20 protein-coding genes are annotated in these 22,893 nt (G+C 72.8%); 13 read left to right on the forward strand and 7 right to left on the reverse strand.

Annotated elements, in window-relative coordinates; translation table 11 throughout:
* Window positions 1-52 precede the first annotated feature (52 nt).
* Together KK087_RS08755 and KK087_RS08760 are read left to right on the forward strand one after the other, a co-directional pair.
* Complete coding sequence (locus KK087_RS08755; protein WP_214564861.1) at window positions 53-5,515, forward strand: discoidin domain-containing protein; 5,463 nt, start codon at window positions 53-55, stop codon at window positions 5,513-5,515.
* 42 nt (window positions 5,516-5,557) lie between these two features.
* On the forward strand, window positions 5,558-6,304 hold the full coding sequence (locus KK087_RS08760; RefSeq protein ID WP_214564862.1) for an NADPH-dependent F420 reductase: 747 nt from the start codon (window positions 5,558-5,560) through the stop codon (window positions 6,302-6,304).
* Here the strand turns inward: KK087_RS08760 and KK087_RS08765 are convergent.
* Window positions 6,301-6,684, reverse strand: coding sequence for an ArsR/SmtB family transcription factor (locus KK087_RS08765; RefSeq protein ID WP_214564863.1), 384 nt, complete (start codon window positions 6,682-6,684; stop codon window positions 6,301-6,303). The genes KK087_RS08760 and KK087_RS08765 overlap by 4 nt on opposite strands.
* Before the next feature lie 89 nt (window positions 6,685-6,773).
* On the opposite strand from KK087_RS08765, the gene KK087_RS08770 reads away from it, so the two are divergent.
* The 10 genes from KK087_RS08770 to KK087_RS08815 all read left to right on the forward strand — a co-directional run bounded on the left by KK087_RS08770 (window position 6,774) and on the right by KK087_RS08815 (window position 17,180).
* Window positions 6,774-7,373: a type 1 glutamine amidotransferase domain-containing protein gene (locus tag KK087_RS08770; RefSeq protein WP_214564864.1), complete on the forward strand. Its 600-nt coding sequence runs from the start codon at window positions 6,774-6,776 to the stop codon at window positions 7,371-7,373.
* Window positions 7,366-8,313, forward strand: coding sequence for an SDR family NAD(P)-dependent oxidoreductase (locus tag KK087_RS08775; protein WP_214564865.1), 948 nt, complete (start codon window positions 7,366-7,368; stop codon window positions 8,311-8,313). The genes KK087_RS08770 and KK087_RS08775 overlap by 8 nt, the downstream gene beginning before the upstream one ends.
* 82 nt (window positions 8,314-8,395) lie before the next feature.
* Entirely contained in the window at window positions 8,396-9,355 is a 960-nt protein-coding gene (locus KK087_RS08780) for an alpha/beta hydrolase (RefSeq protein WP_214564866.1), read from the forward strand.
* 13 nt (window positions 9,356-9,368) lie between these two features.
* A complete protein-coding gene (locus KK087_RS08785; protein WP_307860009.1) occupies window positions 9,369-9,725 on the forward strand; it encodes a nuclear transport factor 2 family protein in 357 nt (118 codons plus the stop codon).
* A 95-nt stretch (window positions 9,726-9,820) separates the two neighbouring features.
* Window positions 9,821-10,336 carry a MarR family winged helix-turn-helix transcriptional regulator gene (locus KK087_RS08790; RefSeq protein WP_250900957.1) on the forward strand — a complete coding sequence of 172 codons (516 nt, stop codon included), beginning with the start codon at window positions 9,821-9,823 and terminating at the stop codon, window positions 10,334-10,336.
* A 92-nt stretch (window positions 10,337-10,428) separates the two neighbouring features.
* Window positions 10,429-13,233 carry a helix-turn-helix transcriptional regulator gene (locus KK087_RS08795; RefSeq protein WP_214564867.1) on the forward strand — a complete coding sequence of 935 codons (2,805 nt, stop codon included), beginning with the start codon at window positions 10,429-10,431 and terminating at the stop codon, window positions 13,231-13,233.
* A gap of 147 nt (window positions 13,234-13,380) precedes the next feature.
* Entirely contained in the window at window positions 13,381-14,115 is a 735-nt protein-coding gene (locus KK087_RS08800; RefSeq protein WP_250900958.1) for an ABC transporter ATP-binding protein, read from the forward strand.
* A 1-nt stretch (window position 14,116) separates the two neighbouring features.
* Window positions 14,117-15,484, forward strand: coding sequence for an FtsX-like permease family protein (locus KK087_RS08805; RefSeq protein ID WP_214564868.1), 1,368 nt, complete (start codon window positions 14,117-14,119; stop codon window positions 15,482-15,484).
* Window positions 15,485-15,506: 22 nt separating this feature from the next.
* On the forward strand, window positions 15,507-16,658 hold the full coding sequence (locus KK087_RS08810; RefSeq protein WP_214564869.1) for a glycosyltransferase: 1,152 nt from the start codon (window positions 15,507-15,509) through the stop codon (window positions 16,656-16,658).
* Between the two features lie 207 nt (window positions 16,659-16,865).
* A complete protein-coding gene (locus KK087_RS08815; RefSeq protein WP_214564870.1) occupies window positions 16,866-17,180 on the forward strand; it encodes a hypothetical protein in 315 nt (104 codons plus the stop codon).
* Here KK087_RS08815 and KK087_RS08820 read toward each other — a convergent pair.
* Window positions 17,149-18,069, reverse strand: coding sequence for an NmrA family NAD(P)-binding protein (locus KK087_RS08820; protein WP_214564871.1), 921 nt, complete (start codon window positions 18,067-18,069; stop codon window positions 17,149-17,151). The genes KK087_RS08815 and KK087_RS08820 overlap by 32 nt on opposite strands.
* Window positions 18,070-18,079: 10 nt before the next feature.
* A complete protein-coding gene (locus KK087_RS08825) occupies window positions 18,080-18,646 on the reverse strand; it encodes a MarR family winged helix-turn-helix transcriptional regulator (RefSeq protein ID WP_214564872.1) in 567 nt (188 codons plus the stop codon).
* A gap of 89 nt (window positions 18,647-18,735) precedes the next feature.
* On the opposite strand from KK087_RS08825, the gene KK087_RS08830 reads away from it, so the two are divergent.
* The gene (locus tag KK087_RS08830) at window positions 18,736-19,917 is read left to right on the forward strand and encodes an epoxide hydrolase family protein (protein WP_214564873.1); all 1,182 of its coding nucleotides are present in this window, start codon (window positions 18,736-18,738) and stop codon (window positions 19,915-19,917) included.
* Here the strand turns inward: KK087_RS08830 and KK087_RS08835 are convergent.
* Genes KK087_RS08835 through KK087_RS08850 form a run of 4 tightly spaced genes read right to left on the reverse strand, consistent with a single transcriptional unit; the run spans window position 19,823 to window position 22,867 of the window.
* Entirely contained in the window at window positions 19,823-20,458 is a 636-nt protein-coding gene (locus KK087_RS08835) for a signal peptidase I (protein WP_214564874.1), read from the reverse strand. The two genes, KK087_RS08830 and KK087_RS08835, sit on opposite strands and share 95 nt — an antisense overlap.
* Window positions 20,455-21,723: a ricin-type beta-trefoil lectin domain protein gene (locus KK087_RS08840; protein ID WP_214564875.1), complete on the reverse strand. Its 1,269-nt coding sequence runs from the start codon at window positions 21,721-21,723 to the stop codon at window positions 20,455-20,457. Before KK087_RS08840 ends, KK087_RS08835 begins: the two co-directional genes overlap by 4 nt.
* Window positions 21,720-22,301: a hypothetical protein gene (locus KK087_RS08845; protein ID WP_214564876.1), complete on the reverse strand. Its 582-nt coding sequence runs from the start codon at window positions 22,299-22,301 to the stop codon at window positions 21,720-21,722. The genes KK087_RS08840 and KK087_RS08845 overlap by 4 nt, the downstream gene beginning before the upstream one ends.
* Window positions 22,298-22,867, reverse strand: coding sequence for an alternate-type signal peptide domain-containing protein (locus KK087_RS08850; RefSeq protein WP_214530062.1), 570 nt, complete (start codon window positions 22,865-22,867; stop codon window positions 22,298-22,300). Before KK087_RS08850 ends, KK087_RS08845 begins: the two co-directional genes overlap by 4 nt.
* Window positions 22,868-22,893: the final 26 nt, after the last annotated feature.

The raw sequence follows: 22,893 nt of genomic DNA on the forward strand, positions 1-22,893 counted from the left end.
CCACGGCCGTGTACCGCCGTGTCCGGCCGACCCCCTCCGACAGGAGTCCCCGGTGACCTCACCGCGTCCCGCCGTCCGCACCCGGTCGTTCCGCGCAGCGACCGTCAGCGCCACCGCCACCGCGTTGGCCGCCGCCACGCTGCTGGCGCTCGTCGTCACCCCGGCGAACGCCGCAACGCCCGACACCCCGCGGTCACCGGCCGATCCGTCCGCCGCGGCGGTCGCGCCCGAGGAACAGCCGGGAGGCCCGTCCAGCGTCGGTCCCGCCGCCGACGGCGTGCGGGTGGGTTCCGGCTCCTACGCGCCGACCCCGCCCGACGAGATCACCGACATCGCCGACGTGCGGAAGACGCTGGGCCAGAAGCTGTACATCGACCCGTCGCAGGCCGGCAAGCCCGTGCCGACGAACCAGTGGTGGACGGACCTGTTGGTCAGCAAGTACTCCGGGGACATGTGGGCGTACCCGTTCGTGTCCTCGAACAGCGCCGCCGGCACGAAGGTCACGATCCCGACGCGGTGGAACAGCGACGGCACCGCGATGCGGCTCGAGGCCCCGGTGACGGTGGGCGGGACCGTGGAGCCGACGCCGGACGCGAGCGACCGCACCCTCGCCGACTTCGAGGACGGCCTGCCCGACGGCTGGACCGCGACCGGCGACGCGTTCACCTCGACCGCCACCGGCACGGCTACGGGGCAGAGCGCGGTGTCCGGGTGGCTCGGCGGACGCTTCCTGAACTCCTTCAGCGACGAGGACGGCGACGGCGCGACCGGCACGCTCACCTCGCCGACCTTCACGATCGACCGGTCCACCCTGGCGTTCCTCGTCGGCGGTGGCCGGCACCCCGACCACGAAGCCGTGCAGCTCCTGATCGACGGCGACGTCGTCGCGAGCAGCACCGGGACGGACGGCGAGCAGCTGCGCTGGGACAGCTGGGACGTCTCCGCCCACCGGGGACAGTCCGCGCAGCTGCGGATCGTCGACGACCTCCGTGCCGGATGGGCGCACGTCATGGTCGACCAGCTCCTGCTCACCGACGCCCCGGACGGGCTCGCCGAGCGCTTCTCGACGACGTTCACCGCGAAGCAGGCCGACGCGCTCCGCTGGGGTGACTGGAACGTCAGCTGGCGGATGCCGCAGGACGGCCCCGGCGGGCAGTACATGGACGTCACGAGCATGCAGGGCTCGCCGTACGAGTGGTTCGAGTTCCACGGGATGACCCCGCGCATCACCCTGCAGGACGGCGCCGAGGTCACCGACGCCGACGGCGAGCCGCTCGACCTGCCGGTGACGACGGACCGGTTCGAGATCCGCCAGGACGGCCACGTCTTCGGGGTGCACGCTCCGGACCGGACGACCTTCACCCGGGTCGGGAACGCCCTCGAGGCCTCGGCCGGCACGCCGTACCTGGTGCTCAGCGCCGTCCCCGAGCGGGGTCTGACGCTCGACGACCTGCACCGCACCGCGTTCGCCGTCCCCCGCGACACCACGATGGCGTACTCGTACGACCCGGCCGCGGCGAACGTCCGCCAGCAGTGGTCGATCCGCACCGACACCCTGCAGGGCGACGACCACGACACCGTGCAGGGATGGCTGCAGCACCAGTACGCCGACGCCACCACGAACCTGCGGTTCACCGGTGCCACCTACGAGACCCCGCGCGGCACCATGCGGACCACGGTCGGCCACGGCGGCTGGACCCTCGACTACGCGTTCACCGGCATCACCCCGGTCGGTGCGACGCCCGAGGCGGTCGGTGACGACCCGTACTCCGAGAAGATCATGCGCGAGTACCTGCACGACTACGCCGCGAAGACCACGTACGGCGGCGACACGTACTGGGGCGGCAAGGACGTCCTGCAGCTGGCCGAGTACATGACCATCGCACGGCAGGTCGGCGCCACCGAGGACGCCCGGAAGCTGCAGGACACCCTCGAGCGCGCCCTGACCGACTGGTACACGTACACGGACGGCGAGGCGGAGCACTTCTTCGCGATGTACCCGACGTGGAAGGCCCTCATCGGGTTCGCCGACTCGTACGGGTCGGCGCAGTTCAACGACAACCACTTCCACTACGGGTACTTCGCCGTCGCGACCGCCATGCTCGGCCGGGTCGACCACGACTGGGCTGCGAAGTACCAGGGCATGGCGACGCTCGTCGCGAAGCAGTACGCGAACTGGGACCGCGACGACGCCCGGTTCCCGCACATGCGGACGTTCGGCGTGTGGGAGGGCCGATCCAACGCCGGCGGGGTGTCCTCGCCCGGTGGCAACAACCAGGAGTCGTCGTCCGAGGCGATCCAGTCCGAGGCGGGGCTCTTCCTGCTCGGCTCGGTCCTCGGCGACGACGCGATGCAGGCAGCCGGTGCGGTGCAGTACGTGACCGAGCGGGCCGCCGTGCGCGCCTACTGGCAGAACGTGCGTGGCAACCCCGCGTCGGCGTCGTACGACGGCAACGGCGCGTTCCCCGAGGAGTACGAGCACGGGCAGGCGGGGATCCTCTTCGACTCCGGCCAGGCCCACTCCACGTACTTCTCCGGCGACCCCGCGTGGATCTTCGGCATCCAGTGGATGCCCATCGCCCCGTGGTTCGACTACTTCGGCTGGGACCCGGGCTTCTCGAAGGCCCTGATGCGCGAGATGATGGCCGCCCGCCCGGAGTCCATCGGGCAGGCCGGCGTCACCGACGGCAACGCGGCACGCATCCAGATGCTCACGAAGAAGTGGTGGGGCGTCGGCAGCTACGGCGACGTCAAGATCACCCGCGACCGCCCGGCCGCGATCGGTGAGCTGCAGGACGCGATCCGCGCGGTCGAGGCGAACCACCCCGGGTACGTCACCCGACGAACCGCGGCGAACCCGCTGTACGTCCCGGCCACCGACACCCTGCTGGTGAGCGTGGACGACGACGGACGGGTGGTGTTCCCGGACCGGTACTGGACGCCGGAGAACCTGCCCGACTCGCTGGTGCCCGCCGAGCTCGACGGTCCCACCGCCGACCGGAAGCCCCAGGACTGGCCGACGCCGTCCCCGCTGATGCCGTTCCTGGTGGAGGACTTCCGCGCCGACACCACAACCATCGACCAGCTGTACGGCGTCGACCTCACCGACCACACCCCGGGCACGGACACCGAGCACGCCGCGCGGGTGTTCAGCGGCATGGGTGACGCCCTCGGCAACGTCGTCCTCGGGTTCCTCGGGCAGTACGACCCGGACACCTACGCCGACGTGCACGCCGCACTGTGGGCAGCCGACGACCCGGCCGTCACCGGGCAGTCGATGGCCGGCCTGGTGTACCACCAGGCGATGTCGAACCGGACCGTCGGCACCGAGGTCACCGACCGGCACACCTCCGATCCCCTCAGCCAGGTGTTCCGCGCCCCGGACGGGACGATCAGCTACGTGCTGGACAACCCCGACACCGTGCAGCACACCTACGACGTCTACGAGGGCACGGAGGTGATCGGGCAGATCGCGGTCCCGGCACAGACGCAGATCACGTCGCAGCTCGACGCACGGCTCACCGAGGTCGTCGTCAGCACCGAGGGCGACCCGAAGACGATCGTCCCCGGGGCCACCACGACCTTCACCGCGACCGGCTACGACCAGTACGGCGCCACCGTCGCGCTCGACGACGTCTCCTGGTCGACCGACACCGGCACGGTCAGTGACGCCGGTGTGCACCGTGCCTCGGCGCGGGCGGAGCACGCGACGGTCACCGCGACGGTCGGCGACGTGCACGGGTCGTACGCCTTCCGGGTCGCCCCGGCACCGGTGTTGACCGGCATCGACGTCACGCCCGGCTTCGACCGGCTCGTCGTCGGGACGCCGCAGCGGTTCCGTGCCGCCGGCCACGACCAGTACGGCGACCCGGCGGCCCTGCCCGCCGACGTCACCTGGTCGTACACCGGCGCCGGGAGCGCCGGCACCGACGGCACCGTGACCACCACGGCCGCGGGCTCCGGGTACGTCGTCGCCACCGGTGGCGGTGTCGAGGGGTCGGCGGTCGTCGCCTCGGTGACGTCGATCCCCGACGCCGCGGCCGGTGCCGACGTCGTCGCGAGCTCCACGGACGGCGGGAACACCGCGGGGAAGGCCGTCGACGGCGACCGCAGCACGCGGTGGGAGAGCGCCCACGGTGTCGACGACGTCGACTACACGATCGACCTCGGCCGCCTGACCGACGTCGACACCGTGCAGGTGGACTGGGAGAACGCGGCGGCCGCACGGTACGTCGTGCAGGTCCGCGACACCGCCGACGACGAGTGGCGCGACGTCCGCACGGTCGACAAGACCACCCCCGACGCGGACACCGTCACCGTCGGGGCGACCGCCCGGTTCGTGCGCCTGCACCTGACCGACCGGCTCACCGGGTACGGCTACTCCATCTGGGAGGTCCACGTGTCCGGCACCCCGGCGGCCTCCACCGTCGACGCCGAGGACGTCCTCGTCGCGCCCCGGGCCGCGACCGTCCGTCGCGGCGACGAGGTCCGGATGGCCGCGTACGGGTTCGACCACGACGGGTTCGGCGGGCGGCTCGACCCGGCCCGACCGGAGTGGACCGTCGACGGTGGCGGCAGCGTCGACGGCGAAGGTGTCGTCACCGCAGCGACCGAGGGCGGTGTGACCGCAACGGTCACCGCCACCGTGCCGGGAGCATCCGGAAGGGCCACCGTCACGACCCTCGACGAGGCGACCGACGACGACGGAACCGCACCCTCGCCCGCCCGCGACGTGGCGGCCGGCAAGCCCGTCACCACCTCCTCCGACGAACGGCGCGACCTGGCCGGTGGCAACGCGGTCGACGGGGACGGCCGGACCCGGTGGTCCAGCGCCGCGCGCGACGGCGAGTGGTTGGCCGTCGACCTCGGCCAGGTCGTGCCGATCGACCAGGTGCAGCTCGACTGGGAGGCCGCGTCCGCCGACGCCTACCGGATCCAGGTCCGTGACGACGCCGACGACACCTGGCGCACCGTCGCCGACGAGGAGCACGGGTCCGGCGGCGACGTGGCCCACCGCTTCGACGAGGACGAGGTCAGCGGCCGGTTCGTCCGGCTCGTGGCCGACCGTCGCCACACCGAGTTCGGCGTCTCCCTCTGGGACCTCCGCGTCTACTCGACGCAGGGCGAACCGACGCCGGACCTCGCACGGCGGGCGACCGTCTCGTCGTCGGCCGACGAGGGCGACGGCGTCCCCGCACGCAACGCCGTCGACGGCGACCCGGGCTCACGCTGGGCGAGCGCGCACACGGACGACGAGTGGCTCGCCGTCGACCTCGGCGCACCGCACCGCCTGCACAGCGCGGTGCTCCGGTGGGAGGACGCCTTCGGACGCTCCTACCGGATCGAGGCCCGGAACGCGGGCGACGACGACTGGACGACCCTCGCCACCGAGGCCGACGGTGACGGTGGGACCGACCGACACAGCCTGGACGGCTCGTGGCGGTACGTCCGCGTGCACGGCATCGAACGGGCGACCCCGTACGGCTACTCCCTGTACGACCTCGAGATCCGGTAGCGACGGCTGCCGCCGTCGGACGACGTCGCCGCCGCCGCCGCGGTGCGGTTACGTCGTCCGACGGATGCCCCGGACCGGCGAGACCACGGATCCTGGCGGGACAGCACCCGCACGACGTCAGGAGCCCGCACCATGACCACCACCCCCATCGAGACCCTCGGCATCATCGGCGCCGGCAACGTCGGCGCGCAGATCGCCCGCCGCGCAATCGGCGTCGGAATCGACGTCGTCCTCGCGAACTCCCGCGGGCCGGAGACGCTCGAGGCCCTGATCGACGAGCTCTCCCCCGGTGCCGGAGCAGCCACCGTCGCCGATGCCGCCCGGGCCGGCGACGTCGTGGTCGTCTCGATCCCGATCAACGGCTACCGGGACCTGCCCGCCGAGGCGTTCGCCGGCAAGGTGGTCGTCGACACCGGCAACTACTACCCGGAGTTCTTCGGACTGGTGGACGAACTCGAGCAGGGGACGGTGCCGACCACCTCCGAGCTGCTCCAACGGTCGCTGCCGGACGCCCGGGTCGTCAAGGCGTTCAACAACCTCGGTGCCACCGACGTCACCACGGACGGGGCCGCCGCCGGAACTCCGGGGCGCCGAGCCCTCACCGTCGCCGGGGACGACGTGGACGCGAAGGCCGTCGTCACGGAACTGCTCGACCGGTTCGGGTTCGACGTGGTCGACGTGGGACCGCTCAGCGAGGGCTGGCGCTACGAACGTGACCAGCCGGCGTACGGGGTCCGGCACGACCGGGCCGGCATGACCGCCGCACTGGCGGCAGCAGCTCGCCGCTAGCCCGCGGACGACACCCCGGGCGCCGCCTGCGCCCCGGGGTCGTCCCTGACCGCTGCCGCGACGAGGGTGTCGAGCAGCCCGGGCCAGCGCGCGTCGAGCGCGTCCCGGCGCAGCTGCACGGCGTGCTCGCGTCCCGTCACACGGGTCCGGGTGAGCCCCGACTCGCGCAGCACCTTGAAGTGGTGCGAGAGCGTCGTCTTGTGGATGTCGAGCCGGTAGTCGGTGAGGTTGCACGGGTGGTAGTCGCCGTCCGACAGCCGCTCGATGATCACGAGTCGCGCCGGGTCACCGGCCGCCCGGAGCACCCGCACGAGTTCCAGGTCGTCGACGGCGGGCAGCGGGAAGGGGTCGTGCCCGACCTTCGGCTCTTCGTTTGACATGCATCAAACCTATCAGGAATGATCCCAATGGTTTGATGCTTGTCAAACGATGCTGAGGCAACGACCTCGGAACCGAAGGAGTGCCCACCGTGCCCACCACCACCGACCCCCGCGTCACGGACAACCGCGCCGCGATCCGCGCCGACCGACCGCCCGTCGGCCGGATCGCGATCGTCACCGCGGACCACGTCGAGGACGTCGAGTTCTTCTACCCCTACTACCGGTTCGTCGAGGCCGGTTACGACGTCGACGTCCTCACGCCCGACGGCGGGACCGTCACCGGGTACGTCGGCCTGTCCCTGCGGACCGGGCTGCAGCGCGTCGCGGACGCCACCGCCGAGCACTACGACGCGCTCTTCATCCCCGGCGGCCTGGCCCCGGCCGAGGTCCGGACCATCCCGGAGGCCCTGGCGTTCGTCCGCGACTTCGCCGCCACGGGCCGACTCATCGGCGCCGTGTGCCACGGACCCCAGGTCCTGGCCTCCGCCGGGCTGGTCGACGGACGCAGCCTGACGTCCTGGCACGAGGTCGCCGACGAGGTCCGCGCGGCCGGCGGCACCTGGATCGACGAGCCCGTGGTCGAGGACGGCCAGTTCGTCACCGCACGGAAGCCCGGCGACATGCCGCAGCAGCTGGCCCGGATCCTCGAACGGCTCGCCGACGTGCGGACGGAGCGCAACCATGTCTGACCCCGTCCGCACCCCCTTCACCGCGTCCGCCACCGCGGCCGACGTCCTCGCCGACGTGGACCTGCACGGTCGCCGGTACCTGGTGACCGGAGGTGCCTCCGGCATCGGCGCGGAGACCGCCCGCGCCCTCGCCGACGCCGGAGCCGAGGTCGTCGTCGGGGTGCGTGACACGGCCCGCGCCGACGCGGCGTTCGCCGACCTGGAGGCCCGTGGCCGGGTCGTGCCGCGAGCGCTCGACCTCAGCGACCTCGGTTCCGTGCGCCGCTTCACCAACGCGTGGCAGGGCACGGTCGACGGGGTGGTCGCGAACGCCGGCGTGATGGCGCTCCCCGAGAAGCAGCTCACCGCATCGGGCTGGGAGATGCAACTCGCGACGAACCACCTCGGCCACTTCGCCCTGCTGCTCGGCCTGCAGGAGCACCTGTTCGCGGCCGGTGACGCCAGGGTGGTGACCGTGAGCTCGACCGCGCACCTGCGCTCCCCGTTCCACTTCGAGGACCCGCACTTCGCCGTGCGTCCCTACGACCGCTGGGCGGCGTACGCGCAGTCGAAGACGGCCGACGTGCTCCTCGCGGTCGGGGTCGCCGACCTGTGGGCCGACCACGGCGTCACCGCGAACGCGCTCATGCCGGGGTGGATCACCACACGGCTGCAACGCCACCTCGACGACACGACGCTCCGGGCGATGGGCGCGCTGGACGACGACGGCAACCGGATCGAGCAGCCGTTCTTCAAGACCCCGGCGCAGGGTGCGGCGACGTCGGCGCTGCTCGTCGCCTCCCCGCTGGTCGCCGGCGTGACCGGGCGGTACTTCGAGGACAACCAGGAGTCTCCGGTCCTCGACGACGGCACCGGGCACGACCGCGGGGTGGCGCGGTACGCGCTCGACCGCGGCAACGCGGAGCGGCTCTGGACACTGGGCGCCGGATACGTCAGCTGACGGATGCTGCCGGGACGGGCCTCCTGTCAGCGTGGACCGCGCCACGCACCATCCGTCACCAGCGACGCACGAGGAGCCCACCTTGACCGGAAACCCGAAGCACATCGCCCTGGAGCCCGCCGCCCAGGAGTTCGTCGACGCCACGTCGAACCCGCCGTTCCTGAACGACCTGCCGCCGGCCGAGGGCCGCAAGGCGGTCGACTCCGTGCAGGACTCCCCCATCTTCAAGCCGGACGTCGACGAGGAGTGGCTGGAGATCGAGGGCGGTCCCACCGGCACCGTGAAGATCCGCCTGGTCAAGCCGGCCGGCACCACCGCGAACCTGCCCGTCATCCTGTACGTGCACGGTGCCGGCTGGGTCTTCGGCGACGCGCACACCCACGACCGCCTGGTGCGCGACCTCGCCATCGGGTCGAACGCCGCCGTGGTCTTCCCGGAGTACGACCGCTCCCCCGAGGTCGGCCACCCGGTCGCGCTCGAGCAGTCGTACGCGGCAGCCCAGTGGGTCGTCCGGGAGGGTGGCGACAAGGGTCTCGACGCTTCGCGCTTCGCGGTGTCGGGCGACTCGGTCGGCGGCAACATGGCGATCGCCCTCGCGCTCCTCGCCGCCGAGCGGGGGGACGTCGAGTTCGTGAAGCTCGTCGCCTTCTACCCCGTGACGAACGCCGCGTTCGACACCGGCTCGTACGAGGAGTTCGCCGAGGGGTACTTCCTCACCCGCGCCGGGATGCAGTGGTACTGGGACCAGTACACGACCGACGAGGCCGTGCGCGCCCTGCCCACGGTGTCGCCGCTCCGTGCGCCGCTCGAGGTGCTCGCGACCCTGCCGGAGACCCTCGTCATCACCGGGGAGGCCGACGTGCTCCGCGACGAGGGCGAGGCCTTCGCGGCACGCCTGCGCGAAGCCGGCGTCAAGGCGACGAACGCCCGGTTCGGCGGCATCGTCCACGACTTCGTGATGGTGAACGCGCTGCACGACACCGAGGCCGCGAAGCACGCGCTGATGCTCGCCACCGCGTCGCTCCGCGCAGCCCTCGCCTGAGCGCGGAGACACCGTGTCGCAACCACTCGGGTCACTCATGCACGCCAACCTGTTCGAGGTGTTCGGGGAACGAGACCCGGACCGTCGCCGCGCCGCGATCGAGCGGACGTACGCCCCGGACGTCACGTTCTTCGACCCCGACGAGGTCGTCACCGGCCACGACGCCCTGCAGGCGAAGGCGCAGCGCCTGCTCGACGGGACCCCCGGGTTCGTGTTCTCGCCGGCCGGCCCGGTCTACGAGAACCACGGGATGGGGTACCTCGCCTGGCACTTCGGACCAGAAGGGCAGCCGCCCGTCGTGTCCGGGATGGACATCTGCTTCGTCGAGGGCGACGTCATCGCGAAGGTGTACACCCTGCTGACCAGCTGAAGCCGCCCGCAGGCGCCCGACCCCGTCGCAGTCCCACACCCTGCGATGATGGTCGGGCGTCTGAGGGACGGGCGCGCGGCGGGAGGTCACGGGCGATGTCGATGCAGCACGAGGTGCCCCCGGAGTCGCCCTACGCGTACATGACCGCCGAACAGGTCCGCACCTGGTACGCGTACATGAAGCTCCAGCTGCGCCTGCGGTACGAGATGAACCGGCAGTTGCGCACCGACAGCGACATCTCGCTCGCCGACTACGACGTCCTGGTGGCGCTCACGAGCGAACCGGGCGGCGAGATGACGATGTCCGCCCTCGCGACCCGCATCGGGTGGGAGCGCAGCCGGGCGTCCCACCACGCCAAGCGCCTGGCCGAACGCGGGTTCCTCGAGCTCCGCCGGGCCGAACACGACCGGCGCACGACGGCCGTCGCCCTGACCGACGCGGGCTGGCGGACGCTCCGCGAAGCGACGCCGAGCCACACCGAACTCGTCAAGGACATGTTCTTCAGCACCCTGCACGAGGACGAGCTGGCGGGTTTCGCCGACGTCCTCGAGCGGGTGTACGAGTCGGTGCTCGAACACGGCACGCTCCCCCGCCCGGCGGACCACCCCTGAGCCCCGTCCGTCCCCGCTCCCACACGTTTGCCCTGCGCGTCGACGGGTCGTAGATTAGGTGAAAAATCACCTAATCACCGAGGGAGCCGCGCGTGGACGCACGATCTGCCGTGTCCGAGGGGGCCGGAGCGCCGTCGCTGTTCGGTCGCTCCGACGAACTCGCCGTCCTCACCCGGCTGCTCGACGACGTCGGGCAGGGCGGAGCAGCACTCCTCGTCGAGGGTGAGGCCGGCATCGGCAAGACGACCCTGCTCACCGCCGTCGAACACGAGGCGCGCCGAGCGGGCTTCCGCGTCCTGACCTGCACCGGCATCCAGGGCGCGAACAGCGTCGGCTTCGACGGCCTGCACGAACTGCTCCACCCGCTCCTCCCCTACACGGCCGCGCTGCCGCCCCGGCAGCGGGCCGCACTGCTCACGGCCCTCGCCATCGAGGACGGCCCGAGCCCCGACCGCCTGCTGGTGAGCACGGCGACCCTCGGACTGCTCGAGGAGGCCGCCTCGCACCGGCCGGTGTTCGTCCGCGCCGAAGACCTGCAGTGGCTCGACCGGTCGACCACCGAAGTGCTCGACTTCGTCGGTCGCCGGCTCTCGAACGCACCGATCGTCGTCATCGCGGCAGCGCGGAGCGGACACACGCCCAACACCACGCCCCCGTGCAGCTTCACGCGGTTCGAGCTCGGACCACTCCCCGACGACGCGGCCCGGGCCCTGCTCGACGAACGCGCCGGCAGCCTGTCCGCCTCGGCCAGGCGGCGCGTCCTCGCCGAAGCGGGCGGCAACCCGCTCGCCCTGCACGAACTCCCCGCGGCGCTCCTCGCCAGCAGCACCGGCAGCACGAACGGCGCCAGCGGTTCCAGCACCGTCACCGGGGCCACGATCGCCATCGCGAGCATCTCGTCCCGACTCCCCACCACCCGACGGCTCGAACAGGCGTTCCTCGAGCAGCTCACGGCGGTCCCACCTGGCAGCCGAACGTTCCTGGTGCTCGCCGCAGCGGCTGACGACGCGGCCCTGCAGGACGTCATGGCGGCTGCCCGGACGATGGACCTCGGGGTCGACGACCTCGAACCCCTCGAGGAGCTCGGCCTCCTGCGCACGGACCTCGTGTCGCTCCGCTTCCGGCACCCGCTCCTGCGATCGGCCGTGATCGGGAACGCCTCGGCCGCAGCCCTGTCCGCGGCGCACCGGGCGCTCGCGTCGGTGGCCCCCGACGGGATGCGCGCCGCCTGGCACCGGGCCTCCGCGACCTTCGAGCGCGACGAGTCCATCGCCGCCGAGCTCGAGGCCGCCGCAGACCGTGCGGCCCAGCGCGGTGCCCGGCCCGAGGCCGTCCGGGCCTACGAGCGCGCCGCCACCCTGTCGCAGGGGGTCGCCGGACGCGCACGTCGGTTGGGGCGTGCCGCCGAGACCGCCCGTGCAGCCGGGATGACGGCCGAGGCGATCGAACTCCTGGACCAGGTCGACTCCCTCGCCGCCGACCCCGAGACCGTCACCGAGACGGCCGTGACCCAGACGGTGCTGAGCCTGACGACCGGAGCCGCCGGTCGGCCTCGCATCGAACTCCGCCGCATCCGTCCGGTGCTCGCCGGCCCGGAGCACGCGGACCGGCTCGTGCGGGTGCTCTGGGCCGCAGCACTCAACGCGCGCGGACGCAACCTGCCGCGGTCGGAGTGGCAGGACATCGAGGAAGCGCTGCTCGCCGTCCGGTCGGCGAGCCCGCTCAAGCCGGTCGCCCTCGCCGTGCTCGCACCGCTCGGGTCGGCGCACCACCTGCGCGCGGAACTCGCACACCTCGTGCCGCAGCTGACCGAGCAGCCACTCGCGATGGCGTCCCTCGCGATCGCCGCCGAGTCCCAGCAGGACCTCGAGACCGCGCTGACGTGCTGGGAGCTGGCGTACGAGCGCGCCCACCAGCTCGGCGCCGTCGCCGACGAGACCCAGGCGCTCCGCGGTCGCGCGACCGTGCTCATGCTGCGCGGGCGGGTGCGGGACGGCCTGGCCGACGCCGAGTACGCCGTGCGCATCGCCCGCGACGTCCAGCTCCCGCTCATCGCCGGGATGGCCTACGCCACACTCGCCCGGGGCCACGCGCTGCTCGGCGACGACGACGCCGCCGTGGCCGCCCTGCGGGAGGGCGCCGAGTTCGCACACGGCGGACGGCTCGCCCTCGCCAGCGCCGACGCACGGTGGGCAGCCGGACTCGTCGCCCTCGGGCAGCAACGCCACCGGGACGCCCAGATCGAGTTCACCCACATGACCGTGCACGCGACACGCTCCCTGTGGGCGATCGCCGACCGCACCGAGGCGGCGGTCCGTGGCGGCCGGCCGGAGTCCGTCGTCGAGAACCTCGCCGAGGCCGAGGCGGTCGCCCGCACCACCGGCTCCGCACACCTCACCTCGCTCGTCGTGCGGAGCCGCGCGCTGCTGGCCGGGGGCACCGCAGCCGAGCCCCTCTACGCCCGGGCGATCGAGGCCGGTCGCCTCGCCGACGCCCCGGTCGAGCTGGCACGGACGCAGCTGCTGTTCGGTGAGTGGCTCCGCCGTGAGCGCCGCGTGGTCGAAGCGCGGCCGCACCTGCGTGAGGCGCTCGGCGTGTTCGACGCCGCCGGCACCGCGGGGTTCGCCGCGCGGGCCGCGGCGGAGCTCCGCGCAGCCGGCGAGGCGCCGGACCGACCCGGCACCAGGACGTCGCCGACGCGCGAGCAGCTCACGCCCCAGGAGCTGCAGATCGCGCGGCTCGCCGCCGCCGGCATGACGAACCGCGAGATCGCGGACCGCATCTACCTGTCGCACCGCACCGTCAGCACCCACCTGTACAAGGTGTTCCCGAAGCTCGGCGTGACGAGCCGCACCGAGCTGGCGGCCGCGCTGGCGGCGTCCGGTCCGGCGGACTGACGCACCGGCCAACGGCCTGGAGGCGCGCGGGTTACGTCACGCAACGGATGCCCCGTCGGCAGCCCAGCTGCGAGCCTCGTGGCGAGGGCCCGAGACCGTCCTGCCCGCACCGGTGACCCGCCGCCGAGAACGAGATGGACTGACACCATGACCGAACCACTCCTGTCCGCACAGGACCTGACGAAGTCCTTCCCCGGACCGGAACAGTCGAGGGTCCCGGTGCTCCGCGGCGTCTCGCTGTCCGTGCAGCCGGGCGAGTTCGTCGCGATCGTCGGCCCCAGCGGCTCCGGCAAGTCGACTCTGCTCTACTGCCTGTCCGCCCTCGAGCCCTACGACAGCGGCTCGGTGGCGATCGCCGGGCAGCGCCTCGAGACCCTCCGTCCGAAGCAGCTGCAGGCCCTGCGACGATCGACGGTCGGCTTCGTGTTCCAGTCCTTCAACCTCATCCCGTCGCTGACCGCGCGGCAGAACATCGCTCTGCCCGCCAGCCTCGCCCACCGGCCGGTCTCCGCGGCCCAGGTCGACGCCGCACTCGCATCCGTGGGCCTGGCGGACCGTGGCGACCACCGTCCCGGTGCGTTGTCCGGCGGCCAGCAGCAGCGGGTCGCGATCGCCCGGGTCCTGGCGTCCGAACCACACGTCGTGTTCGCGGACGAGCCGACCGGTGCCCTCGACACCACCGCCGGTGACGCGGTCCTCGGCCTGCTGCGCCGGGTGGCCGACGGTGACCGATCGGTGGTGATGGTCACGCACGACCTCGAAGCGGCCGCACGTGCGGATCGGGTGCTCGTGCTGCGCGACGGCACCGTCCACCGCGAGCTGGTCCGTCCGGGCGCCGCCGAGGTCCTCGAGGCCCTGACCGCAGCCGCACAGGAGGCCTGAGGTGCTCCGCCTCGTCCTGAGCGACCTGCGACAGAACGTCGGTATCTGGATCGGCGCGCTCGTCGTCAGCGCCGCGACTGCAGCGGCCGCCGCCATCGCCGCCGGCATGCTCGAGACCGGCTTCGCGATCATCGGGTCCGGCACGCAGACCGAACTGCTCCGAGCCGGCGGCCTCACCACGCTCGCCTCGCTGGTCGTGGTCCTGACGATCGTCGCCGTGACCGCCGTCCTCGGCAGCGTCACCCGGTTGACGATCGACCTGCAACGCCGGGGGTACGCGCTCTGGCAGTTGGTCGGGGTGCCGTCCCGCACGGTGACGGCGGTCGTTCGGCTCCAGCTCGCCGTCGTGGCCCTGATCGGCAGCGCGATCGGGTGCCTCGTCGTGGCCCCGTTCGTGCCGGCGTTCCTGCACTTCGGGCTCGCCGAGTCGGACGGGCTCCGGGACCTCGACGAACGCTTCGGCCCGACCAGCGCGCTCGTGGTCGTGCTCGCCGTCACGGTCGTGGTCGTCCTGAGCAGTCTGCGGCCGTCGCGCCGAGCCGGTCTCGTCCGCCCGGTCGAGGTGCTGCGGGAGCCGGAGTCCGGCCGCACCCGGACGACCTGGACCCGATGGGCCGCGTGCGCCGTCACGTTGGTCCTCGCCGGGCTGCTGACCAGCTCGATCGTCGACGCCGGCGTCCGGACCAGTGGCCAGGTGCTGCTGATCGGGCCGCTCGTGACGGCGGCCTGCACCGCGATCGGCCCCGTGGTGTTCCCGGCAGTCCTCCGGGCCTGGACCTCGGTGGTGCCCGCGCACCGGTCGGCCTCGTGGTTCCTCGCCCGCAACGCCGCCGCGTTCTCGGTCGACCGGAGCAGTGCCACGATGAGCGCGCTCGTCATCACGATCGCCCTGCCCGGCAGTCTCTTCGCCGGCTTCGACACCCTCGGCGACGCCGTGCAGCGGACCACGGGTTCGTCGGGCGGCGGGCTCGACGTGCAGAGCGTCCTGCTCATGCTCGGCGGACCGCTGCTCGTGTCGCTCTTCGGTGCGGCCGCCACCGTCCTGATGGCCGGACGCACCCGCGAGCAGGAGGCCGCGCTGGTCGAGGCCGCCGGCGGTTCCCGCGCCACCGTGCTCGCCCGCGCAGCCTGGGAGTCCGTCATCCTCGTCGGCACCGCGGTCCTCGTCGCCGCCGTCGTCCTCGCCCTGACCGCCGGAGGTCAGGCGAGCGCCCTCGCGGTCACCGTCCCCGGCACCCTGCCCCACCTCGGCCTGCGGGCCGCACTCCCGGCCGCCCTCGTGAGCCTCGTGCTCATGGTGGCCGCCGGCACGATCCCCCTCGTCACCGGGCGCCGACGCAGCATCCCGCTCGTCCTCGCCGCCGACTGACCCCGAACCAGGAAGACCCCTCATGCGCATCCTCTTCTCCGGCGTGCCCGCACTCGGACACCTCCTGCCCCTCGTCCCGCTCGCCCGCGCCGCGCAGGCGGCCGGCCACGACGTCGCCCTGCTCACCAGCGGTGGGATGCGCGAGCCCATGGCGACCGAACTGCCCACGGTGCCGGTCCTGGCGGCCGGTCCCATGCCTCCCGACCTGTTCGCCGAGGTGGCCCGACGCATCCCCGGCAGCGACCCCGCGAACCGGCCCGAGCCGGCGGCCGTCGCCGAGTTCTTCGCCGGCGCACGCGTCGACCTGACCGTCGACGACGCCGTGCGCGAAGCGCGCGCATGGACACCCGACGTCGTCGTCGCGGACGCCGTCGACCTGGTCGGACCGCTCGTCGCCGCGGAACTCGGCGTACCGTACGCGATCGTCGCCTTCGGCCCCGAGGTCCCCGACGAGTTCCGCCGCCCGATGACGGAACTCGTGCTCCCCCGCTACGCGCAGCGCGGGGTCGAGCCCGCCCCGCCGGTTGCCCTGCTCGACCCGACGCCGGTGTCGCTGCAGGCACCCGGGTGGACGCAACCGCCGGTCACGATCCCGTTCCGCTCCGAGCCGCACAGCCGCCCCGACGCCGCCTCCGACCAGCCGCTCGCACCGTTCCCGGTGAGCGAGTGGCGACCGCGGGTGCTCGTCACCCTCGGCACGGTCTTCGGCGACGCGGCGCTGCTGACGGCGATCCTCGGCGGGTTCCACCCCGACGAGGCCGACGTGGTGGCGACCGTCGGGGTCATCGGCGAGCGACTCGACGACACCGAGCACGTGCACTTCGTGCCGTTCCGGCCGATGCGCGAGCTGCTCGAGGGCGTGGACCTGGTCGTCGCCGCGGCCGGCGCCGGCACGGTGCTCGCCGCGGCCAGCGTGGGCGTGCCGATGGTGCTGCTCCCGCAGGGCGCGGACCAGTTCATCAACGCGGCCCGTGCCGCCGAGGCCGGTGTCGCGGTCGTGGTCGACGAGCCGTCGGCGGTCGGACCGGCGGTGCACCGGATGCTCGCGGAGCGCAGCCACTTCGCCGCGGCACGGCGACTGGGCGAGGAGACCGCGCAGCGACCCAGCGCGACGGACGCCGTCCGGGAGCTCGTCGAACGGGTCGAGCGCGACCGCGCCGAGCGCGTCGCCTGACGTCGTCCTGCTGACGGGCTGGAGGCCCGGTGCCAGCTGGCACCGGGCCTCCAGCCCGCCTGTCGGCTCGGTCGATCCGTTGCCGGATCGAGACACCGGTCCGGCCCGGCGTGCGGCATCGTGGAGCCACCGATGGCGGACAGGACGGAGCGCACGGTGGAACGAGTGGTGGCTCCGGGTGGTCGGGGCGGACAGGGCCGTCGTCCGATGACGCGCACGGACCCTGCGGCGAGTCCGCGACCGTGGACACTGATCGCCGTCGCGGTACTGGTGGGCTGGGCGGTCGTGACGGCACTGCTGTTCCCGGTCACGGGGATGGACGAGCACGAGGGCCCCAGCGACCAGGTCTGGCGGACCTCGTCGAGCGCGCTCGGCGTGCCGCTCTCACCCGAGTGGGACGTGCTCGTCTGGCTCGGCGCACTCGCGCTGGTGCCGGTCGTCGTCGGTCTGGTGTTCCTGCTCCGCCGCCGACGACCGCGCACCGCGCCCGTCAGTCCGTCGCCGGGTGGCCCTGCCCGCTGAGGTGCGCCCGGAGCACGTCGCGGACGCTCGTCCACGGCTGCACGCCGTAGCGGTCGTTGTCCACGTGGTGCAGCTGCGCCTGCCCGCTGAACATGCTCACGAAGTACTGCATCCCCTGCCACGCCGGGAACGTCTCGTCGGGGTCCTTCGACAGGCGCTTGCCGACGGCGCTCATCGCGGACAGGGTCCCGGTGGTGCCGGCCCACTGCAGCCGGAAGCGCTCCCCCGTCAGCTCGCTCACGGTGCGGGCGACGTCGCGGGCGGTCACCCGGTCCCCGGCCATCTCGATGACGCGCGGAGCGGCGTCGTCCAGGGCGGCGAGCGCCGTGACCCGGGCGACGTCGTCCTTCGTGGTGAAGTCGAGCACCTGGTCCGCCGACGACCAGAAGAGCACGAGCCGGCGGCCGAACAGGATCATCGGGGCCTCGCCGGTGAGCAGGTCGGTGAACATGCCGGTCAGGATCGACGTCGCCTGCACCGGCGCGGCGTCGAGGTCGGCGGCGAACTCGCGGCGGAGCTCGAAGTTGCGGTTGGTCCCGGGCGTGATCCGGCGGTAGTCGGCCGAGTAGTCGGACGGGATGAACCGCCGGACCCCGGCGGCGACGGTCGCCGCGAGCAGTGCGCGCTGCGCGTCGACGATCACGGGGCGCGTCCCGCTGACCGCGGAGACGACGACGTCGGCCCCGCTCACGGCCCGGGTCAGGGCATCGTGGTCGCCGTACTCGGCGGTGACGACGTCGACCCGGGGGTCGTCGCCGAAGCGCTGCTCGGCGGTCCTGCTGCCGGGCCGGGTGAGGACCCGTACCCGGACGTCGTGCTGGGTGAGCTCGCGGACGATGCGGTGCCCGAGGTCGCCGGTGGCGCCGGCGACGAGGATGGTGGTGGTCATGGGCGGGGCCTCACTCTGTGGGGGTCGACGGGGTCGTCGAGGTGCGCCGTCGGGATCGCTCCGGGACGGCGAGGGGGTGGTGGAACGTGGGGTCCGCGGCGGCCGATCCAGGGGCGCCGAGTGCGACGCGGGCCAGCAGGTGGCGCAGCGTCGTCTGCTCGTCGTCGCCGAGGTGGCGCATGAGCACGCCCTCGGCGTCGCGCAGGGCCGATCGTGTCCGGTCGAGTAGGGCCCGTCCGGCGTCGGTGGGGTGGACCTGCCGGACCCGACGGTCGGTCGGGGCCGGGCGGCGCTCGACGAACCCGCCCGACTCGAGCGCGTCGACGATGTAGGTCATCTGGGTCTTGTCGATCCCGAGGCGCTGCGCGAGCCCGAGCTGTGACGACGGTTCCTCGGTGGTGATCGCGACGAGCACCTGGTACCCGCGGGGACCACCAGGAACGTCGGCGACCGCCACACTGCCGAGCCGAGTGAAGCCCTGGAAGGCCAGCGGCAGGGCCCACCCGAGTTCGGTCTCGATCCCGTCGGCGCCCCAGTCGATCTCCGGGAGCACATCGGTCGGCGTCGGACTGTCCATGGTGGAGACCGTACCGCAACAAGATCGTCTTGTGCAAAGATCATCTGGAAGCGAGATCGAATCGCTCACGACGCAGACACGAGGACCCCATGCCGGACACCGCAGCGATCACCCCGTTCACCATCGACACCCCGCAGGCCGACCTCGACGACCTGCGCCAGCGCCTGCTCACGACCCGCTGGCCCGACGCCCAGACCGTCGACGACACCTCGCAGGGCCCGCGCCTCGAGAAGGTCCGCGCGCTCGTCGACCACTGGGCGACCGCCTACGACTGGCGCCGGACCGAGGCCCTGCTGAACTCCTGGGGCCAGCACACGACCCGGATCGACGGGCTCGACGTCCACTTCCTGCACGTGCGGTCCTCGGTCCCCGGGGCGCGTCCGCTCCTCCTCACCCACGGCTGGCCCGGCTCGGTCCTGGAGTTCCGGCACGCGATCGGCCCGCTGACCGACCCCGTCGCGCACGGCGGTGACGCGGCGGACGCCTTCCACCTCGTGATCCCGAGCCTGCCCGGATTCGGGTTCTCCGGGAAGCCCACCACGACCGGGTGGAACACCGCCCGCACCGCGAAGGCCTGGTCGGCGCTGATGTCCCGGCTCGGGTACACGGACTGGTTCGCCCAGGGCGGTGACCTCGGTGCCACCGTCACCGCCGAGCTCGCCGCACTCCAGTCCGCCGAGGACATCGGTCTCGCCGGCATCCACCTCAACATGGCGCTCTTCATGCCGACGGCCGACGAGGCCCGCGAGGCCTCGCCCGAGGAGCAGGTCATGCTGCAGGAGAGCGGGTACTACTGGCAGCAGCTGTCCGCCTACTCGCAACAGATGTCGACCCGCCCGCAGACGATCGGGTACTCGTTGGCGGACTCCCCCGTCGGGCTGGCGTCGTGGATCTACGCGATGTTCCAGGACGTCGGCGGCTCGCACGACGAACACGGCGACGCGGAACGGCTCTTCCCGCTCGACGAGATCCTCGACGACGTCATGCTGTACTGGCTGCCGAACACCGCTGCGTCCTCGGCGCGGATGTACTGGGAGGCGACCCGCACCGGCTGGGCCACGCCCGGCACCATCGAGGAACCGCTCACCCTGCCCGTCGGCCTGAGCATCATGCCGGGCGAGTACGTCCGCCGGTCACGCCGCTGGGCGGAGCGCCGCTACACCGACCTGGTGTTCTTCAACGAGGTCGCGCGCGGCGGGCACTTCGCGATGCTCGAGCAACCGGAGCTGCTCGTCGCCGACGTCCGCGCGACGTTCCGCGGGCTCCGTTGACGGCGAACGCCCGGACGCCCAGCAGCAGGGCGTAGCCGATCATCGCGGCGCCGAGGGTCGGTACGAGCCAGGCGCGCGCGTTGCCGGCGACTGTCGTGTTCACGAACCCGAGGCCGGGGATCGAGTACCAGACCCGGCCCATGACCTGTTCAGCGACGACCCGCTCGGGGTCGGCCGCGGAGTTGTTGTCACCCTTGAAGGTGAACAGTCGGCGGCCGTCCGCGCCGATGGCGACGGCGACCACCCGGTGCGAGATCACACCGGGCCGGTCGACACGGATCTGGTAGGTGACGATGTCGCCGACGCCGATGTCCGCCGGGTCCACGGGACGCACGACGGCGAGGGTGCCCGGCGGCATCCCGGGCTCCATCGAGCTCGTGAGCACGGTCAGGGGGACGGAGCCGGTGATCCGCGGGACCACGATCGCCAGCGCGGCGATGCCCACGACGACCAGGAGGAGCAGGACCGCGGCGGTCTGCCCCGCGAGCCGGAGGCCGCTCGACCACCGAGCAGCCTCCGGCTCCGGCAGGGTGTCCGTCACGACGTCGCCCGGAGGGAGAACAGCTGGAGTCCCGACGTGCCGCAGTCAGCCACGGTCATCGCGTGCGTGGTCCCGTACCCGCCCGCCGCCGTCAGGCAGAGGTCGTTCCGGTTGCGGAACCGGAACAGTCCGCTGCCCGCCCCGACCGGTTCGGCCGTCCACTTCTGGGCGCTGATGTCGTTGTCCGGACGGAGCACCGCGGACCGGTCGCTCGGGGCGTCCCAGTAGAGCGACGTGTTCGACGACGAGCTGACCCGCAGCCAGGCGTCCTCCGGCGTGAACCGCCACGTCTGCGTCGCACTGGTCGAGCAGGTCGTCGTGGTGAGTGGCGACCCGGAGGTGGTCCCGCCGGCCGCGATGCACTTCCCGGTGGCGTCGTTCTGCAGGGCGTACCGGCCGGTCGAGGTGAACCACCCGGTGGCGTGCTGCACGCCCGGCGACGGCGGTGACACGTGACCCGCGGCTCCGGAGGCGACCGCGCGGACCGTGTAGGCGTAGTAGGTGGAGACCTGGAGGCCGGTGTCGGTGAAGGACCGGACGGACGCCGGGGTGGTGCCGACCAGGACGCCGTCCCGGTAGACGGCGTACGAACCGATGCCGACCGTGTCCGCGGGGGCTCCCCACGTGAGCGCGATGCGGCTGTCGGTCTCGCCGGCCTTCGACGGCATCGTCGGCGTCACGGTGGCGGCGACCGTCTGCGTCGCACGGGCGTGTGCGGTGCCCGTCCAGGCCCCCTGCCGGGCGGTGACGGTCGCGTCGAGTGTGGTCGCGCCTCCGGAGAGGTCGAAACGCTGCCCCTGGCCGACCGAGGTCCGCACGCAGTACGAGGTGCTGCCACCGGCGTCCAGCGACGCGACCACGGGTGCGATCGTCGTGCCGGTCCCGGTGGTCGCAGCGGTCGACGGGGAGCCCGAGCAGGGGTTGCCGGTCGTCGGGTGCCAGACGTCGACCCGCAGCGCGCCGGACAACGCGGATCCGGCGGTCGCGCTGAGTGCGAGCGAGGTGGTCGCGGGGACGGAGCCCGAGTTCAGGACCGTCACGGTCGCACCGTGCGACAGGGCGGCCGAGGAGTACGTCGTGGCGATGCCCTCGCCGCCGCGGATGCCGACGGCGACGGACCCGGTGGTCGCGGTCGCTCGGACGACCTGGGCCGGGGCGGTCCACGAGGCCCAGGCGGTCCCGCCGCTCACGAGCTCGAGCGCGACGACCGCTGCGGCCGTCGCACCGAGCAGGAGGACCCGTCGGCGCCGCGTGCTGTCGGTCATGACCGTGCCTGCGTCCCGCTGATGGTGGTGGTGAAGTCGGTGCTGAGGCCCTGCTGCGACGCAGCCGCGTCGGCGGGCATCGCGACGGCGAGGCACAGGACGACGGCCGCGCCCGGGCGCAGCGCGACGCCCGCGGACCGTGGCTCGGTCGAGTCCAGGGTGCCGGACCAGGTGGGACGCACGCTGCCGGACCGGCAGACCGACGCGGACGCGGCCGGTCCGGCCGTCACCCGCAGGTCGCTGCGGACGGCGGAGGCGGTGGCGGTCGCGACGGGGACGCGCCCCATCACGATGTCGAGGTCGAGCGGCACGTCGCCGGTGTTCGTCGCGGTGACCACGCCGAACTCGGTGGCCCCGGGCCAGAGCGGTGCCGTGGGCAACGCGAGGCTGCTCAGCGACAGGTCCGCCGACCCCGAGGTGATCGTCGCCGGTTCGGTGGACGACCGGGCGTCGAGGAGTGCGAACGTGCCGCCGTCGGTCGAGAGCACGACGACCGTCGCGACCCCCACCACGGCGACTGCGAGCAACGTCGCCGTCGGCCACCCGGCCATCACGGCCCCCCGACGCCGACGGGTCACGACTGGGTCAGGGTCACGGCGATCGCGTCGAGGTCGACCGACCCGTTCTGCGTGCCGTCCTCGACACCGGCGGTGGTGCTCTTCGGGAACGCGATGGTCACACCGACCGTGATGTCCTGCTGGGTGCCGGTCTGCCCGGTGACCGTGTACGGAGCCGCCGTACCGGAGATGCCGTCACCGCTCGCGGTCAGCACCGCGTTCGCCGACAGGTACTTCGCCAGTGCCACGTCTGCAGGGGCCGACGTCGAGGTGGCCTCGACCGAGGCCGGGTCCACGGCCAGCGTCGCCTTCAGGCCCTTGCCGTTCGCGGTGACGACCATGTCCTGCGAGTAGGTGACGACGTCGCCCGGAACGATCGGGTAGCCGTCCAGGGTCGAGAGCGGTGACCCGCCGTTGACGGTCCAGCTCGCCGTCTGTGTCGTCGGCTTGATCGAGAGCGCTCCGGCGACGATGGTGCCGCCCGCGGTCTCGGCGCTGGAGTTCCACAGCGCGAACGTGCCCGCGCCCCCGAGGAGGAGTGCCACGCCGGATGCGCCGATGATCGAGGCGGTGATGATCTTCTTCATGGTGTGCTCTCTGCGACGTCGAACGT

This window comes from Curtobacterium aurantiacum (assembly GCF_018598555.1).
GTDB lineage: Bacteria > Actinomycetota > Actinomycetes > Actinomycetales > Microbacteriaceae > Curtobacterium > Curtobacterium aurantiacum.

Coding starts and splice junctions, on each gene's coding strand:
- KK087_RS08765 (WP_214564863.1), bottom strand. CDS start 6,684: ATGTCAAACGAAGAGCCGAAGGTCGGGCACGACCCCTTCCCGCTGCCC.
- KK087_RS08775 (WP_214564865.1), top strand. CDS start 7,366: ATGTCTGACCCCGTCCGCACCCCCTTCACCGCGTCCGCCACCGCGGCC.
- KK087_RS08810 (WP_214564869.1), top strand. CDS start 15,507: ATGCGCATCCTCTTCTCCGGCGTGCCCGCACTCGGACACCTCCTGCCC.
- KK087_RS08820 (WP_214564871.1), bottom strand. CDS start 18,069: ATGACCACCACCATCCTCGTCGCCGGCGCCACCGGCGACCTCGGGCAC.
- KK087_RS08850 (WP_214530062.1), bottom strand. CDS start 22,867: ATGAAGAAGATCATCACCGCCTCGATCATCGGCGCATCCGGCGTGGCA.
- KK087_RS08840 (WP_214564875.1), bottom strand. CDS start 21,723: ATGACCGACAGCACGCGGCGCCGACGGGTCCTCCTGCTCGGTGCGACG.
- KK087_RS08790 (WP_250900957.1), top strand. CDS start 9,821: ATGTCGATGCAGCACGAGGTGCCCCCGGAGTCGCCCTACGCGTACATG.
- KK087_RS08800 (WP_250900958.1), top strand. CDS start 13,381: ATGACCGAACCACTCCTGTCCGCACAGGACCTGACGAAGTCCTTCCCC.
- KK087_RS08830 (WP_214564873.1), top strand. CDS start 18,736: ATGCCGGACACCGCAGCGATCACCCCGTTCACCATCGACACCCCGCAG.
- KK087_RS08815 (WP_214564870.1), top strand. CDS start 16,866: ATGACGCGCACGGACCCTGCGGCGAGTCCGCGACCGTGGACACTGATC.
- KK087_RS08825 (WP_214564872.1), bottom strand. CDS start 18,646: ATGGACAGTCCGACGCCGACCGATGTGCTCCCGGAGATCGACTGGGGC.